The sequence below is a fragment of the Nitrosomonadales bacterium genome, from assembly GCA_016716325.1.
Classification (GTDB): Bacteria; Pseudomonadota; Gammaproteobacteria; order Burkholderiales; family Gallionellaceae; genus Gallionella.
Map to the genome: position 1 here is coordinate 690902 of JADJWO010000001.1, position 15511 is coordinate 706412.

The 15511-nt window shown below is 63.1% G+C and carries 16 protein-coding genes; 7 read left to right on the forward strand and 9 right to left on the reverse strand.

Going from position 1 to position 15511, the window contains the following annotated elements:
- Positions 1–6 precede the first annotated feature (6 nt).
- The 4 genes from IPM27_03175 to IPM27_03190 are packed head-to-tail and all read left to right on the forward strand — an operon-like array spanning position 7 to position 2311.
- Positions 7–567 carry a diheme cytochrome c gene (locus IPM27_03175; GenBank protein ID MBK9160562.1) on the forward strand — a complete coding sequence of 187 codons (561 nt, stop codon included), beginning with the start codon at positions 7–9 and terminating at the stop codon, positions 565–567.
- Between the two features lie 35 nt (positions 568–602).
- Positions 603–1175 carry a cytochrome b gene (locus tag IPM27_03180; protein MBK9160563.1) on the forward strand — a complete coding sequence of 191 codons (573 nt, stop codon included), beginning with the start codon at positions 603–605 and terminating at the stop codon, positions 1173–1175.
- On the forward strand, positions 1172–1723 hold the full coding sequence (locus tag IPM27_03185) for a YceI family protein (protein ID MBK9160564.1): 552 nt from the start codon (positions 1172–1174) through the stop codon (positions 1721–1723). Before IPM27_03180 ends, IPM27_03185 begins: the two co-directional genes overlap by 4 nt.
- 24 nt (positions 1724–1747) lie before the next feature.
- A complete protein-coding gene (locus tag IPM27_03190) occupies positions 1748–2311 on the forward strand; it encodes a polyisoprenoid-binding protein (GenBank protein MBK9160565.1) in 564 nt (187 codons plus the stop codon).
- Positions 2312–2422: 111 nt separating this feature from the next.
- Here the strand turns inward: IPM27_03190 and IPM27_03195 are convergent, their stop codons facing one another.
- From IPM27_03195 to IPM27_03230, 8 genes are read right to left on the reverse strand one after another with little or no spacing between them, the layout of a single operon-like run.
- Positions 2423–3187 carry an ABC transporter permease gene (locus IPM27_03195; protein MBK9160566.1) on the reverse strand — a complete coding sequence of 255 codons (765 nt, stop codon included), beginning with the start codon at positions 3185–3187 and terminating at the stop codon, positions 2423–2425.
- Positions 3187–4065 (reverse strand): tetratricopeptide repeat protein, encoded by an 879-nt coding sequence (locus tag IPM27_03200; GenBank protein MBK9160567.1) that lies wholly within the window; start codon positions 4063–4065, stop codon positions 3187–3189. The genes IPM27_03195 and IPM27_03200 overlap by 1 nt, the downstream gene beginning before the upstream one ends.
- Positions 4049–4939, reverse strand: a complete 891-nt coding sequence (locus tag IPM27_03205) for an MCE family protein (protein MBK9160568.1) — start codon at positions 4937–4939, stop codon at positions 4049–4051. The genes IPM27_03200 and IPM27_03205 overlap by 17 nt, the downstream gene beginning before the upstream one ends.
- A 7-nt stretch (positions 4940–4946) precedes the next feature.
- Positions 4947–5630, reverse strand: coding sequence for a hypothetical protein (locus IPM27_03210; protein ID MBK9160569.1), 684 nt, complete (start codon positions 5628–5630; stop codon positions 4947–4949).
- Entirely contained in the window at positions 5627–6976 is a 1350-nt protein-coding gene (tilS, locus tag IPM27_03215; protein ID MBK9160570.1) for a tRNA lysidine(34) synthetase TilS, read from the reverse strand. The genes IPM27_03210 and tilS overlap by 4 nt, the downstream gene beginning before the upstream one ends.
- A complete protein-coding gene (locus tag IPM27_03220; protein MBK9160571.1) occupies positions 6945–7913 on the reverse strand; it encodes an acetyl-CoA carboxylase carboxyltransferase subunit alpha in 969 nt (322 codons plus the stop codon). The genes tilS and IPM27_03220 overlap by 32 nt, the downstream gene beginning before the upstream one ends.
- A 57-nt stretch (positions 7914–7970) precedes the next feature.
- Positions 7971–9506 (reverse strand): mechanosensitive ion channel, encoded by a 1536-nt coding sequence (locus tag IPM27_03225; protein ID MBK9160572.1) that lies wholly within the window; start codon positions 9504–9506, stop codon positions 7971–7973.
- Positions 9507–9535: 29 nt separating this feature from the next.
- Positions 9536–10546: a hypothetical protein gene (locus IPM27_03230; GenBank protein MBK9160573.1), complete on the reverse strand. Its 1011-nt coding sequence runs from the start codon at positions 10544–10546 to the stop codon at positions 9536–9538.
- Between the two features lie 90 nt (positions 10547–10636).
- On the opposite strand from IPM27_03230, the gene IPM27_03235 reads away from it, so the two are divergent.
- Both IPM27_03235 and lolD read left to right on the forward strand, forming a co-directional pair.
- Complete coding sequence (locus IPM27_03235) at positions 10637–11881, forward strand: lipoprotein-releasing ABC transporter permease subunit (protein ID MBK9160574.1); 1245 nt, start codon at positions 10637–10639, stop codon at positions 11879–11881.
- Entirely contained in the window at positions 11874–12560 is a 687-nt protein-coding gene (gene lolD, locus IPM27_03240; GenBank protein ID MBK9160575.1) for a lipoprotein-releasing ABC transporter ATP-binding protein LolD, read from the forward strand. Before IPM27_03235 ends, lolD begins: the two co-directional genes overlap by 8 nt.
- Here the strand turns inward: lolD and IPM27_03245 are convergent.
- The gene (locus IPM27_03245; protein MBK9160576.1) at positions 12557–13105 is read right to left on the reverse strand and encodes a DUF2062 domain-containing protein; all 549 of its coding nucleotides are present in this window, start codon (positions 13103–13105) and stop codon (positions 12557–12559) included. The genes lolD and IPM27_03245 overlap by 4 nt on opposite strands.
- A gap of 30 nt (positions 13106–13135) precedes the next feature.
- On the opposite strand from IPM27_03245, the gene IPM27_03250 reads away from it, so the two are divergent.
- Positions 13136–15508, forward strand: a complete 2373-nt coding sequence (locus IPM27_03250) for a DNA internalization-related competence protein ComEC/Rec2 (protein ID MBK9160577.1) — start codon at positions 13136–13138, stop codon at positions 15506–15508.
- The last annotated feature ends 3 nt before the right edge of the window (positions 15509–15511 follow it).

The window sequence follows — 15511 nt, forward strand, 5'->3', positions numbered from 1 at the left end:
CAGATGATGCGCTCACCCTATTTAGCGGCACTGCTGGCGGCCGCGCTACTGGCGTCCAGCGGCACGGCACTGGCCGAGGAAACCCTGTTCGGATGGCTGATCAGCCCGTTCCGCCAGAAAGAAGTCAAACCGGTGGACAACAAGGCCTACAAGGAAGAATGCAGCGCCTGCCACATGGCCTACCCGCCCGGCCTGCTGCCAAGCAGGTCGTGGGAGAAACTGCTGAACGAACAGGCGCTGGGCGATCATTTCGGGGACGATGCCTCACTGGACGGCGACACACTCAGGGAGATCCACGATTACGCGATGGAAAACGCGGCTGACAAATCCTTCCACAAGCGCTCACGCAAGATCGCGCTGGCGACCGAAAACGGCGAAGCGCCGTTGCGCATCATCGAAGTGCGTTACATCAAGCGCAAACACCACGACATCCCCGAGAAGATGATCTCAGGCAACAAGGACGTCAAATCGCTGAGCTTCTGCAGCAAGTGCCACACCAGGGCGGACGACGGCAATTTCGACAGCGACACGGTATCCATCCCCAACTATCCGGACTGGGAAGATTGATGGCCTAATCCGGTCAGGCTTGGTAGAGTAACGGCATGCAATCGGGGGAGCCGCCGTTGGACACGCCATCCGCAACCTATACCCGCACCGCGATCGCCCTGCATTGGGCGGTCGCAGTGCTGATCTTTGCAGCCTTCCCGCTCGGGCTGTACATGCACGACCTGCCGCTGTCACCCGTCAAGCTCAAGCTGTACAGCTATCACAAGTGGATCGGCGTCACGATCTTCATGCTGGCCATACTGCGCGTGACATGGCGCACCATGCACCGCCCACCGGCCCTGCCCGGCACGATGCCGGCATGGGAAAAATTCACCGCACACACCGTGCATCTTCTGCTGTACGCGTTGCTGTTCGCGATACCGCTGAGCGGATGGCTGATGAGCTCGGCCAAGGGCTTCCAGACGGTGTGGTTCGGCGTACTGCCGTTGCCCGACCTGATCGGCAAGGACAAGGAACTCGGCGAACTGCTGGAAGATATCCACGTCGCGCTGAACTTCACCCTGCTCGGCCTGGTGTTCGCCCATGTGGCTGGTGCACTCAAGCATCACTTCATCGAGCGCGACGGCATCCTGGCGCGCATGCTCCCGTTCCTGAGGAGGAAGCCATGAGAGCGTTATCCCTGCTGGCGCTGCTGGTGCTCTGTGCACCAGCCCACGCTGTTGAATTCAACGTCGTGCGCCCGCAGCAAAGCAGCGTCACCTTCATCTCCCAACAGATGGGCGTGCCGGTCGAAGGCGTGTTCAAGCGGTTCGACGCCGACATTTCCATCGACCCGGCCATGCCGGAAAAAGGCAGGGCACGCATCAGCATCGACATCGCCAGTATCGACACTGGCAACGAGGAAGCCAACGAGGAAGTCGTCGGCAGAACCTGGTTCGACGCCAGAACCCATCCTGCCGCCAGTTTCGTCTCCACGACCGTCAGGCCTTTCGGCTCGAACCGCTACGAAGCGCAGGGCAAGCTGACCATCAAGGGCCGTACGCTTGATACCCGCGCGACCTTCGCCATCGAACGCAAAGGCGACATGGTGATATTACCCGGATCATTTACACTCAGCCGTCTGGCCTATAGTATCGGCACCGGCATCTGGAGCGACACCGACACCGTCGCCGACGAGGTGCAAGTCCGTTTTCGTTTCGCCGTGGCGAAGCAGTGACCCATCGACACAAGGAGAATGACCATGACCAAGACCCTCAGCCTTATCATCGCCGCCCTGCTCGCAGTCCCTGCCTATGCGGCCGACAGCTATACCATCGACACCACTCACACCTGGCCGTCGTTCGAGATCAACCACCTCGGCTATTCCACCCAGCGCGGCCGTTTCAACAAGACCAGCGGCACGATCATGCTGGACATCGCCGCCAAAAAGGGCAGCGTGGACATCACCATCGACACCGGCTCGCTCGACATGGGCTTCCAGAAATGGGATGACCACCTGAAGAGCCCGGATTTCTTCGACGCCGAAGTCCATCCGACCATCCGCTTCACCTCCGACAAGCTGATCTTCGACGGCGACAAGGTCGTCGGCGCGGAAGGCCATTTCACGCTGCTCGGCGTGACCAAGCCGCTGAAACTCACCGTCAGCAACTTCCACTGCGCGCCCCACCCGATGACCAAGAAGATGCACTGCGGCGCCGACATCTCCACCACCATCCAGCGTAGCCAGTTCGGCATGACAAAGTATGTGCCGCTCGTCGGCGACGAAGTCAGGTTGTATTCGCCGGTCGAAGCCAACAAGGACTGATGCTCCTTACGCAAAACAGGAAAGGGCAGGCCGGGCCTGCCCTTTTTACGTGCCGGATGAACGAATGCATGCATGGATGGATGGAAAATCCAGTGGCATGTTGCGCCATTCTCAAATGAGTCTGAGTGCGGCGAACAGCAGATCCAGCAGGAACACCGCCAGCATCGCGCGGATCACCACCTTGGTGGCCGCCTGCGGCACGGCCGAAGTGGCCTTTTCCACCGAGAGGCCATGGAAGCAGGCAATAGTGGAGATCATCAGACCGAACAGCAAGCTCTTCAATATCCACGCGACCAGCAGCCACGGTTTGACCAGTTCTGCGAAGCGATGTATCTGGTCGAGAAAACCGACATCCTGGAATAGCGTACTCGCGGCCAGACCGCCCGCGATGGCCACGATCTGGAAATAAGCCGTCAGGATCACCACCGAGATGGACACGCCGAATATCCTGGGAACGGCCAGGTAATCCAGCAGATCGATCCCCATGCGCTCCAGGCTGGCGATCTCGCCCGCGATCTTCATCAGCGCCAATTCCACCGCAATGGCAGAGCCGCTTCGGGCGATGATGATAATCGCGGCGAACAGCGGCCCGGTCTCCCATACGATCACCCAGGCCATCACCTTGACCACGAAGGAACTGTCTCCACCGGCGAACGCGAAAGCCTGCGTAAAGACGATCACCCCGAACAGCAGGCCCATGAAACCGATGATATGCAGCGCGTTGTTGCCGCTGAAGTAGATCTGGCGGTAGAACGCCTTGCGGATCGGCTCGATGCGCAGGACGCGCCAGCGGGACAGGGCATGCAGCAGCAGCGTGGCGTAACCGGCCACCACGATGGAAACCGACAACGCCTTTCGTCCGGTTGTCCGCAGCACTAACGCGCTCCGCGAGTTATTGTTCCGGGCTTATCGCCCGACATCCTGTTCGGGCAGACATGCACCTTATCGCCACCCTTGCGGCCCGTCGCCTGACCGACTGCCGCGGCACGCGCATAAAAATCCCCGGCCTGGCCGGTCGCTCCGGATCGCTCATGCGCCTCACCCAATCGCAACAGGTCGAGGCGTATCCTGGTCGGGATGCCGAGTCTCTGGTCAAGGGCGAGCGCCTGCTCGAGCCATCTGATCGCTCCGGCATGATCCTGCTTTGCCAGGCCGATCTCGCCCGACAGGCGTAGCGCGTTGGCCAGTTCCACCGGCTGCCCTCCCGGCTTCAGCGCGGCAACCGACTCGTCCGCCAATTTGCCCGCCTCGTCCAGGTTGCCCCCGCACCAGGCCAGTTGGGCGCGCAACAGCAACAGCGATCCGGCGACCGGACATTTCTCCTCGCAGAGCGCCTCGCCCCTCGCGACCCACGAGGCGGCTGACGGCATCCCGCCGCCTTCAAAATATAACTGCCCCCGTAATGCGGCGGCAGCGGCCAGGCTGTGTGGCGGATAAGCCAGCGCAGGCTGCGCGAACAGCGCTTCCAGCTGGAGATGCGCCAGATCCGGGCGCGCCGTTTCGCGGAACACTCTTGCCAGGTTGAAACGGTTGACGGCGATCCCGGCAGCATTCTCGATCGACTGGTCGATACGCAAGGCCTGCGCATAGTCGCTCAGCGCGCGTTCATGATCGCCCTGCAGATAGGCGGCGCGGGCGCTCGCATTCAACTTGACGGCCTGTTCGTTGCGCGGGCTGGGCCTTTCCGGCGCGCTGCCACACGCGGCTAGGAGCAGGCAGCACAAAATCGGCAGAATGCTATTCGGCTGGCGCATCGCTAACACCGTAGCTATCCATCGGAAGCAGCTTCTCTTCCCCGGGCTCGATGAAATTGCGGATCGGCCAGGATTCTTTCGCGGAACCGATGATGTTGCGGGCGTCTTCCGCTACCGCCCTGCCATCCCGCATCATAGCTGGAATGTTTTCCGCGGAAACCGCCGTGACTTTGGCTGCATCGAGGGCAATCCCGTGGACCTTGTCCAGCACGCGATCCGACTTATCCAGCACATTGGTCAGTTTCAGGCTGCCGGTCGCGATGACATCTTCCGTCCGGCGCATCAATTGGGTAGCGCTCCTGCCGGTTTCTTCGAGCTGTACGGCGACTTCCTGCGCATGATCCAGTAGCCCACCCGGCTGGTTGACCTTCTCGGTGGTGACCTGCAGGTTATCCAGAATGGGCTTGATCCGGTCGGCCAGATCGCGCGCCAGATCGCTCACACCGACCTGGCGCTCGAAGGGCAACAGGTCATCGTCCTCGAATGCCGCGGCACCGCGCGTGCCCGGCACGATCTCCAGCGCGCTGTCGCCGAACAGGCTGCTTGTTGCCAGGCGCACCTTCGCACCGTTCCCGATATGCGACAGATAGCGGTCTTCCACCACAAAGCGCACCTCGACCACGCCGTTGTCCAACAGGGAAATGTCAGAGAGTTTGCCGACATTGAATCCGTTCAGTTTGACTTTCATGCCCGCGTAGAGGCTGCTCGCATCGTCCGGATGGAATCTCAGCCGCGTGGTACTGGCGAACATCCCCTGCTCGATGGCAACGCTGACGAACACCAGCATCAGCACACCCATCACGGTAAAGACGAACAACCCGACCTTTCTTTCCAGAATGGCCAACCGGCTGTCGTGATCGGAAAAGAGTTTCATGGTGCATTCACAATCTGTAAGTATCGTGTGCGGAATATGCCACGTTCAATTGCGTGTCGTATCCGACAAAAACCGCGGTATGCGCCGGCGCATGGCGCCGGAAATAATCGTCGAAATGCCCGATATGCTCGACTTCGGCCATGGACACGCCATCCCAGATGGAATCGTAAACCATGACGCGGGGATTCCCCAGTGCGGCGCGCACAAAACCGGCCAGACGCCGCTGGTACAGGGAAAGTTGGCCGGGTACTTTCAGCAGGAGGGAAAGGGTCTCGTCCTCATCCAGTCCGCATGCATGGAACAGAGCAACGATGCGCTGCTGCACGGAATCCACCACGATCCCGTGGTAGCCCAGCGGCAGCAGGATGTTCTCGTCGATCTTGAGATTGCCCAGCAACCCGCCATCCGGGGCAACCAGCGCGGTCTCCGGTGGCCGCAGGAACATATCCAGAAAGGTGTTCTTGTCTTCTTCCGAGGTAACGACAACGCGGTAGCAGTATCCCCGATCGAGTTCAAAGGTCAGCGGCTGGGTACGGCCTGAGCCGCATCTCCATGAGAGGGTCCATCGTTGCTCATGTGTCGTTGTATCCACGCTATCGGCCATCGTTGACGGATCGCCCGCCAGATAGAAAAGCACGGGTTCCGGAAATACGGTGTACAGGAGGATTGTAGCACCGTGCGCCCGGATCATTCCGTCGCGCCACCCTCCATCCGGAGTTGTACGCCCGTCTCTGATGTACCGGCACGATATTCCGCCGCAATTGCCACGCCGGGCACGCACACCAGTTCGTCGCCGCAATACAGCAGCGGCATCCGGTCGCGCTGCCAAGGCGGGATGCCGTGTTCCTGCAACAGGTTCTTCAAAGTGCGCGTCGGCGCGTTCGGGTGCGGACGCAACGCTTCGCCTCCGCATCGCAGACGCAGTGAAACGGGCGCATCCTGCAATCTCGCCAGGCTGACGCCCTGCCCGGTGCCGCGCAGGAACACGATGCGGCCCTGCAATGCGGGCCACTCCAGTGCGGCCTCGCCGTGCCAGGCCTGCACAAAATCACTCGCGAATCCCCCCGGCGTGTGCAACGCATGCACCTTACCCTGATAGCGACGCACCTCGAAATCGCCACAGGCGATACACACGGCCGCGTCCCTGCGCGCATCGCACAGTTGCCGCAGCATTTCGTCCAGTTGCACCGATTGCGGCATCGGCACACCGGCACGATGCAGAAAGTAACGCAGCAGATTTTTCGCGCGTGCCGCGCTCAATGCCCGCAATGCCGCAACCGCAAGCGTATTTGCATGCATGGCTTGCGCGCCATCCTGTTGCGCCAGTTCATCCAGCAAGCCGCTCGCCTCGGCGAAATGTGCCGCGCTGCGCGTCAACGTGTCGCGGCAGGCGGGGAACTTTTGTCCCAGGACGGGCAATACGCGATGGCGCAGGAAGTTGCGCGGGTAGCGGTCGTCTGCATTGCTCTCGTCTTCCATCCAGGTCAGGTCATGTGCCCGGGCATGGTCGAGGATCTCTTGCCGCGAGCAGTGCAGCAACGGTCGCAGTATGGCTGGCCTCCCCTCCGACAATAACGGCATGGCACTTGCGCCGCGCACTCCCGCGCCGCGCAACAGTTGCAACAGCAGGGTCTCTGACTGGTCGTCCGCATGATGGGCCAGCGCAACGAAATCACACTGTTGCCCTGCGAATGCCGCATGGCGCAGCTTGCGCGCCGCGGCCTCGATGCCGTGGTCACGCAACGGCGCGATGTCCACGTGTTCGACATGCAGCGGAATTTCCAGACGGGCGCACAGGTCGGTACAGAAGTCCGCCCAGGCGCCGGCATTCGGGCTGATGCCGTGATGGACGTGCAGGGCGGAAAGCCGCCAGGAGAAGCGCGCGGAAAGTGTATGCAGCAGGTGCAGCAGCGCCACCGAGTCCGCACCACCGCTCAGGCCGACCAGAATGGAACACTGCGCATGGAGCAGCGGCACGATACGCGCCGCAACCCGTTCGGAGAGATCAGCCGAGTTCGACTTCCTTGAACTTGCCATAACTCATCAGGCGGTTGAAGCGATCCTGCATCATCTCGCTGGTCGATTTGCTCTGTACCGTCTTCAACGCATCCAGCAACGCCTTCCTGACGTTCTGCATGGTCGCCGCATAGTCGCGGTGCGCACCGCCCAGCGGTTCGCTGATGATCTTGTCCACCAGCCCCAGCGCCTTCAGGCGCGTGGCGGTGATGCCCAGCGTTTCGGCGGCATCGGCGGCTTTTTCCGCGCTCTTCCACAGGATGGATGCGCAGCCTTCCGGCGAGATCACCGAATAGGTGCTGTATTGCAGCATCAGCTGCACGTCGCCGACCGCGATCGCCAGCGCGCCGCCGGAACCGCCCTCGCCGATCACCGTGCAGATGATGGGCACGCGCAATTCGCTCATCTCGTACAGGTTGCGTCCGATGGCCTCGGACTGGCCGCGCTCTTCCGCCCCCACGCCAGGATAGGCGCCCGGCGTATCGATGAAGGTCATGATCGGGATGCCGAACTTTTCAGCCATGCGCATCAGACGCATCGCCTTGCGGTAGCCTTCCGGACGCGGCATACCGAAATTGCGCGCGATCTTTTCCTTGGTATCGCGGCCTTTCTGGTGGCCGATGACCATCACGCTCTGGCCGTTGAAACGCGCCAGACCTCCGACGATGGCTTTGTCGTCGGCAAACGCGCGGTCTCCGTGCAACTCCTCGAAATCGGTGAACAACGCATCGAGGTAATCCTGTGTGTACGGGCGTTGCGGATGGCGCGATACCTGCGAGATCTGCCACGGGGTGAGCTTGGCATAGACATCCTTGGTCAACGCCTCGCTCTTCTTGGCCAGGCGATTGATCTCGTCGGCGATATCGAGCGCCGAATCGTCCTGCACATAGCGCAGTTGTTCGATCTTGTCTTCCAGATCGGCAATGGCGCTTTCAAAGTCCAGAAATGACACTTTCATGGTTGTTCCCTGCAGTTGCATTTATAAACGGGGCGATGATACACGATAGCGCGGCGATCACAGTCCGAAGAACTTCTTGATGGTCTCCAGCACCTCGTGCTGCTGGTGATGCATCTCCTTGTGTATCGCTTCGTCATCGAGGCTGTTCCTTGCGCTGTCTAGTTCCGCGCGGCGCGTGACAAGGATCTGCGAGACCTCGTCGGCGATGCCCGGCCTCGCCAGCAGGATCTCCTCGAACGCCTCCTTGTCGAGACGATAGCATTCCACATTGGTCCTGGCGATCACCGAAGCGGCACGCGGCGCGCCGGTCATCAGGCTCATCTCGCCGAAGAAGCTGCCCTTGGACAGCACGCTGAGAGTATGCTTCTCGCCGTTCGACGCCTCGATATAGACCTCGGCCTCGCCGTTGATGATGATGTACAGCCAGTGCTGCGCGATGGCGCCCTGCCGCGCGATCACGTTTCCCTTGGCGAACGGGGCATATTTGAGCCGTTCGGCCAGCGCGCGCAATTCGTCCTCGGTCATCTGCGCGAACAACTCGACCCGACGCAACGTTTTGATGCGCAATACGATCTCGCGCTGGCGCATCGCCTCTTCGTATTTTTCGTTCTCCTTGGTGATGTGGATGCTGCGCTCGTCGACCGCCAGCTTGATGCCCGCGCGCTGCAACGCCGTCATGAGATGCCAGCGCACTGCGGCGTCGGTCGGGTCGTCCGGCGCCAGATCGGTCAGCCAGTAACGCAACGCATAACGCGCGTACCCCTTGTCGTCCAGCCCCATCAGCACGCAATTGGGCAACGGGTCATGCGCCACATTGGCGATCTCGGTCTGCTGCACGGCTTCCTCGACCACGCTGCACACTCTGGTAGCCGACACGTCCATGCCGACGTTGAACCATATCCAGCGGCGCCACTGCACCGGCTCGCCGGTGCGCCGCCCCAGCACCAGGAACTTGTTCTTCATCAACTGACTGTTGGGAATCACCACGGTTTCCCAGTTGCGCGTCTCCACCAGCGTGGAGCGCCAGCGGATATCCACCACGCGACCGACCACGTCGTCTATCTTGATCCAGTCGCCGATCTCGATGGAGTTGTCCAGTTGCAGTGCCAGTCCGCCAAGGATGTTGCCCAGCGTGTCCTGCATCGCGAACGCCACCACCGCCGTGATCATCGCGGAGGTCGCGACGATGCTGCCGAGGTCCAGTCCGGCATAGCGCAGGCGCACCAGCCCCCATGCGATATAACCGATGATGACGAAGATATCCTCGGCGATGCGCGGCGGCTCCACGCGCGCCAGCGGCAGCACGATGCGGAATACCAGCAACCCCCACAGGCGGATAACCGCAATTCCGCCGCCGATGACGAACGCCTCGTGCAGCACGGCGGCAGCCTTGGCGAAGCCCATCGCGTGCGCCATCGCACCGATGAACTGGCCGGCCATGCAGACAAAGAAGAAGATCAGGGTGTTGACGACGCTCTTGCGCTCATCCTTGCGGAAGTGGAACAACAGGAACGCGATGCCCAGCGCCATGACCAGCACCGGAAGGGATTCCGTGCCCCAGAAATACTGAATGGTGTTATCCCAGAATGACATGATCGATCCTCAAGCCAAGTGGCGCCATTCTACACCATCGCACCTTCTGCCAAGGGCCTGGCGCGCCGCCAGAACGCCCAGCTGTCGGCGCGCTTCAACTGCCAGCCACGTGAGGTATCGCCGGACAGGATTTCCACCTGCAACTGCCCGATCTTCCCGGCGCGCAATGCCTGCCACAACGGTCGCGCATGGTTCAGCTCGAAATCCTGCAAAGCGTCGCGCCATGCCCTCAGGTCGCCCTGCCGTAACGCACGGCGCAAACCGGTCCATAGCAGCAATTGCCTGCCGTCGCTTTCCGTATCGTGCCATCGTGCCGGCCATTCCAGGAAAGGTATCTCTGCCGCACCGGCCAGCATCGCGGCCAGCACATCATCCGAAACCACGCTTTCATAAGACGGCTGCAACGCAGCCCTGCCTTCCCCGTATCCCCACAGCCACACGCTGTTGACCGGCAATTCGCCGCGCGCCTCGCGGGCCTCGTTGAGCGGGTGGGCGAACAACAGCATCTGGATGTCGTTGAACACCCGGTGCCAGTGCATTGCGTCATCGCCGCCGGGCAGAAGGTCATGCACGTTTCGTCCGGCAGCCCGCGACAGCGGCACGGTCTCGATGCGTGACGATTCCTCGAGGCGCACATACCAGCGCTGCGGATGCGGCGCGAAAAAGGCCATGCCCTGCCCGGCAAAATGCGCGTTCAGTGCGTCGCACCATTGCGCGGCCTCTTCCGCGTTGACCGCCACGTCCGGCAACAGCACCATCTGTTCCCGGCGCAGGCTCAGGTGCACGGGATCGGCACGCAACCAGTTGCCGTCCGCCAACCCGTCGAACGCGGCACTGAGGGGCGCGATCGGCACGCTGCCGGCACCCGGCATGCCGAACAGTTCGCACAACCTGCTTTCCAACGAAATATCCTGCGACGCGACGCGGCAGCCGCGCGCCAGCATCATTTCCGTGCACGGAACGGACAGCCCCGCGCAGACTTCGGCGGCGATCTCCTGCGGCAGGAACAGATCGGCGATGACCAGATGGACGTTTTTCATGCGCGGAGTTTATCACCCCGCGCGCTGTCATCACCGGCGCGCTTATGGCACACTTACGCCCGTCCCATCTCATTCGTCGGCGGCCCTGCCTTGCAACCATTCGAACTGCTCATCGGTCTGCGCTATACCCGTGCCAAGCGGCGCAACCACTTCATCTCGTTCATTTCGCTGATCTCCATGCTGGGCATGGCGCTGGGCGTGATGGCGCTGATCGTGGTGCTGTCGGTGATGAACGGCTTCCAGAAAGAGATCCGCGCACGCATGCTGGGCGCGTCGCCGCATCTCGAGATCGTCGCGGACGGCGGCCGGCTGGATGACTGGTTCCCCGTGCTGGACCTGGCCGCACAGCACCCGCAGGTCGCCGCCGCCGCACCCTATGTGTCCGGACAGGGCATGCTGTCGTTCGGCCAGAGCGTGCAGGGCGTGATGGTGCGGGGTATCGACCCGGCGCGCGAGACGGCCATCACCGGGATCTCCGGCAAGATCAAGGCCGGCTCGCTGGACGATCTGCGCGGCGGCGAATTCAACATCGTGATCGGCTCGGACCTGGCCCGCGCGCTGGGCGTGCGGCTGGGCGAGAAAGTCATGCTGATCGCCCCGCAGGGCTCGGTCACCCCGGCCGGCATGATGCCGCGTCTCAAGCAATTCAGGGTGGCGGGCATCTTCGAGATCGGCATGGCGCCCTACGACAACAGCCTCGCGCTGATCAACCTCGGCGATGCGCAGAAACTGTTCCAGCTCGGCGATGCAGTGACCGGCATCAGCACCCGGTTGCGCAACATCGATCTGGCGCCCGCCGTGGCGGAGGAATTGCAGGACAGCTTGCCGGGCGGGCTGTACGCCAACGACTGGACGCACCAGAACAGCAACTATTTCCGCGCGGTGCAGATGGAGAAGAAGATGATGTTCATCATCCTGTCGCTGATCGTCGCAGTGGCGGCGTTCAACATCGTCTCGACACTGGTGATGGCCGTCACCGACAAGCAGGCCGACATCGCCATCCTGCGCACGCTGGGTGCGGCACCGCGCAGCATCATGAAGATCTTCATCGTGCAAGGGGTGGTGATCGGGCTGGTCGGCACACTGCTCGGCAGCCTCGGCGGCATCGTGCTGGCGCTCAATCTGGACGTGGTCGTGCCGTTCATCGAACGCATGCTGGGCATGCAGTTCCTGCCCAAGAGCGTCTACTACATCAGCGAACTGCCCTCCGACCTGCGCTATCCGGAAGTCGCGCTGGTCGCCTCGATGTCCTTCCTGATCAGTCTGCTGGCCACGCTGTACCCGAGCTACCGCGCGTCCAAGACCCAGCCGGCGGAGGCATTGCGCTATGAATGACGCCATCCTTTCCTGTCGCGGCCTGAGCAAGACCTTCACCATCGGCAATACGGATGTTCCGGTACTCAAAGGAGTCGACCTGGACGTGAGGCGCGGCGAACGCATCGCCATCATCGGCGCGTCCGGTTCGGGCAAGAGCACGCTGCTGCACCTGCTCGGCGGATTGGACAATGCCAGCGGTGGCGAAGTGACGATCCTGGGGCAGGAGGTGCACAAGATGAACGAGACGCGGCGCGGCGAAGTGCGTAACCGCTCGCTTGGTTTCGTCTACCAGTTCCACCACCTGCTACCGGAATTCACCGCGCTGGAGAACGTCGCGATGCCGCTGCTGATCCGCGGCATGAAACGCGCCGAAGCCGAACCGCGCGCTGTCGCGCTGCTGGAACAGGTGGGACTGGCGCACCGTCTCCACCACCTGCCCGCCGAACTGTCCGGCGGCGAACGCCAGCGCACCGCCGTGGCGCGCGCGCTGGTCACCGAACCGGCCTGTGTGCTGGCCGACGAGCCGACCGGCAACCTCGACCGCAACAGCGCGCAGGACCTGTTCGATCTGATGCAACAGCTCAACGAAAGATTCAACACCAGTTTCATCATCGTCACGCACGACCCCGATCTGGCGGCGCGCATGCAGCGCCGCCTGCGACTGGTCGACGGCGTGCTGCACGACGAAGCGCGCTAATTACCCGTAGCTCGCCGCCGTTCCCTGGCGCGCCATTTCAATATCACCGCGATCCGCCAGGCCAGCCGCACCGCGAAATAACCGCCGATCGCCAGACCCGCCGCCAGCAACGGCAGCCCCACCAGCAGCGGCTTGCCGAGTTGCAACAGCCAACCCCACAGTTCCTCGGCCCAGTTGTGCCAGTGCATGTCCGGCAACGACAGCTGCTCCACCGCCGCGCCGTTGCGCACGCCGGTCAGCCACGCACCGATCTTGTAGGCCAGCACATACAGCGGCACGATAGTGAACGGGTTGGTATACAGTGTGGTGAACGCCGCCACCGGCAGATTGACGCGCAGCCATATCGCCAGCAGTGCCGCCGAGATCATCTGCAACGGCCCGGGGACCAGGCCGCAGAACAGGCCGATCGCCACGCCGCCGGCCACCGAACGGCGGTGCAGGTGCCACAGGTTGGGATGGTGCAGCCAGCCGGCGAACGGCCTGAGCCAGCGCTGGCTTTTCACCGTATCGTGGTGCGGCAGGAGGCGGCGGAAAAATTTGCGCATGGCGGTATTTTAGTGGGTTAATCTGCGCGAATGTTCCTCTTTGCCGCATTCTTCGCGCTCGGGGCATGGCTGCTGCAACAGCAGGCTGCATTACCCGAGCTTGCCTGGGCATGGCTGCTGTGCGGCCTTATCCCGGCATTGTTCGTCCCGCACCGGACGCGCATGCAGCGCGCGACCCGCGCGCTACTGATCGCCCTGTTCGCCTGTGGATCGGGCTTCTATCACGCCGCGTGGCAGGCCGAACAGCGCCTCGCCACGAGCCTGCCGGACGAATGGCAGGGGCGCGACATCGAAGTGGTCGGCGTGGTCGCCAGCCTGCCGCGCCACCTCGAACGCGGACTGCGCTTCCGCTTCGACGTCGAGCAGACGCTCACCCCGCAGGCCGTCGTGCCGGAACATCTCTACCTCAGCACCTATCCCGCGCGGGACGCGGGACCGCTCGACCTCAAGGCGGGCGAACGCTGGCAGCTCACGCTGCGCCTGAAGCAACCGCACGGCAGCAGCAACCCGCACGGTTTCGATTTCGAGGAATGGGCGCTGGAGAACGACATCCGCGCCGTCGGCTACGTGCACAACAAGGGTAACAATGCGCGGCTGGACACGCAGGCCGGCGGCCTCGCCTACCGCATCGAGTCATGGCGCGAAACGGTGCGCGACCGCTTCGCTGCCGTGCTCGGCGACGCGCCCTATGGCGGTGTGCTGAACGCGCTGGCGATCGGCGATCAGGGCAGCATCCCGCAACCGCAGTGGCAGGTGTTCACGCGCACCGGCGTGAATCACCTGATGAGCATCTCCGGCTTGCACATCACCATGCTGTCCGGGCTGGGATTCGCGCTCGTCTACTGGCTGTGGCGCCACAGCACGCGCCTGACGCTGCACCTGCCGGCACGCAAGGCCGCCGCGCTGGCCGCATTGCTGGTGGCGCTCGGCTACGCGCTGCTGTCCGGCTTCGGCGTGCCCGCGCAGCGCACCGTGTACATGGTCGGAGCGGTCGCCGCCGCGCTGTGGCTGGACCGTAACTTCTCGCCCGGACAGATACTGGGCATCGCGCTGCTCGGCGTGCTGATCCCCGACCCGTGGGCGGTGCTGTCGCCCGGATTCTGGCTGTCGTTCGTCGCGGTGGCGCTGATCCTTTACGTCACCACGCAGCGCATCGGCCGCAGCCACTGGCTGGTCGAGTACGGGAAAGTGCAATGGGCGATGACCGTCGGGCTGGTCCCGCTGCTGCTCGGCCTGTTCCAGCAGGCCTCGCTGGTCTCGCCGGTCGCCAACGCGCTCGCCATCCCGCTGGTGAGCCTGGTCGTGGTGCCGCTGACGCTGCTGGGCGCGGCATTGCCCCTGGATGCCCCGCTGTGGCTGGCGCACATCGCGATGCACGGGACGATGATCTTCCTCGAATGGCTGAGCGCGTTCCCGCAAGCGGTCTGGGTGCAGCACGCGCCGCAGGCGTGGAGCATCGTGGCCGGCATGCTGGGCGCGTTGTTGATATTGCTGCCGCGCGGCTTCCCGGCGCGCTGGCTGGGGCTCGTACTATTGCTGCCGCTGTTCCTCAACGCGCCGCAGCCGCCCGAACAAGGCACGCTGCGCCTGATCGTCTTTGATGTCGGGCAAGGGCTGTCCGTCGCCGCGCAGACCCGGAATCACGCTCTGCTCTACGACACCGGGCCGGATTTCAGCGGCGAGGCGGACAGCGGCAACCGCATCCTGGTCCCGTCGTTGCGCGCGCTCGGCGTCGCCGCACTGGACGGACTGATCCTCAGCCACGACGACATCGACCATACCGGCGGCACGGCCTCGGTGATACAGGCCATGCCGGTCGGCTGGGTCGCTTCCCCGCTGCCCGGCACGTATCCGCCGTCTGCCTCCCCTCTCCCGCACGCGGGAGAGGGGCCGGGGGAGAGAGTTGCGCGCCGCTGCCACGACGGCGAAAACTGGAACTGGGACGGCGTGCATTTCGAGCTGCTGCATCCCCCCCGCGACATCACCGCCACTAAGACGCACGACAACGACCTGAGCTGCGTGCTGCGCATCAGCATCGGCGCACAGCACATCCTGCTGGCCGGGGACATCGAGAAGAAGAGCGAGCAACGATTGCTCAGGGAACATGCCGACCGGTTGCCCGCCAGCCTGCTGGTCGTGCCGCACCACGGCAGCAAGAGTTCCTCCGGCACGGATTTCGTCGCCGCCGTGCTGCCCGACTATGCGGTATTCACCGCCGGCTACCGCAACCGCTTCAACCATCCCAATCCGGAAGTGCTGCAACGCTACGCCGACAGCGGCGCGGAACGGCTGCGCTCGGACGTGCACGGCGCGATCCTGGTCGAGATGGACGCGCAAGGCCTGCAGGTGGAACGCCACCGCGACACGCATCGCCGCTACTGGACGCATACGCCGGTGCATTGACCG

Bases quoted from the DNA above. Each gene is read 5' to 3' on its own strand.
- IPM27_03180 (MBK9160563.1), top strand. From the start codon at position 603: ATGCAATCGGGGGAGCCGCCGTTGGACACGCCATCCGCAACCTATACC.
- IPM27_03185 (MBK9160564.1), top strand. From the start codon at position 1,172: ATGAGAGCGTTATCCCTGCTGGCGCTGCTGGTGCTCTGTGCACCAGCC.
- IPM27_03200 (MBK9160567.1), bottom strand. From the start codon at position 4,065: ATGCGCCAGCCGAATAGCATTCTGCCGATTTTGTGCTGCCTGCTCCTA.
- IPM27_03175 (MBK9160562.1), top strand. From the start codon at position 7: ATGCGCTCACCCTATTTAGCGGCACTGCTGGCGGCCGCGCTACTGGCG.
- lolD (MBK9160575.1), top strand. From the start codon at position 11,874: ATGAATGACGCCATCCTTTCCTGTCGCGGCCTGAGCAAGACCTTCACC.
- IPM27_03250 (MBK9160577.1), top strand. From the start codon at position 13,136: ATGTTCCTCTTTGCCGCATTCTTCGCGCTCGGGGCATGGCTGCTGCAA.
- IPM27_03220 (MBK9160571.1), bottom strand. From the start codon at position 7,913: ATGAAAGTGTCATTTCTGGACTTTGAAAGCGCCATTGCCGATCTGGAA.
- IPM27_03230 (MBK9160573.1), bottom strand. From the start codon at position 10,546: ATGAAAAACGTCCATCTGGTCATCGCCGATCTGTTCCTGCCGCAGGAG.
- tilS (MBK9160570.1), bottom strand. From the start codon at position 6,976: ATGGCAAGTTCAAGGAAGTCGAACTCGGCTGATCTCTCCGAACGGGTT.
- IPM27_03210 (MBK9160569.1), bottom strand. From the start codon at position 5,630: ATGATCCGGGCGCACGGTGCTACAATCCTCCTGTACACCGTATTTCCG.
- IPM27_03190 (MBK9160565.1), top strand. From the start codon at position 1,748: ATGACCAAGACCCTCAGCCTTATCATCGCCGCCCTGCTCGCAGTCCCT.
- IPM27_03225 (MBK9160572.1), bottom strand. From the start codon at position 9,506: ATGTCATTCTGGGATAACACCATTCAGTATTTCTGGGGCACGGAATCC.
- IPM27_03245 (MBK9160576.1), bottom strand. From the start codon at position 13,105: ATGCGCAAATTTTTCCGCCGCCTCCTGCCGCACCACGATACGGTGAAA.
- IPM27_03205 (MBK9160568.1), bottom strand. From the start codon at position 4,939: ATGAAACTCTTTTCCGATCACGACAGCCGGTTGGCCATTCTGGAAAGA.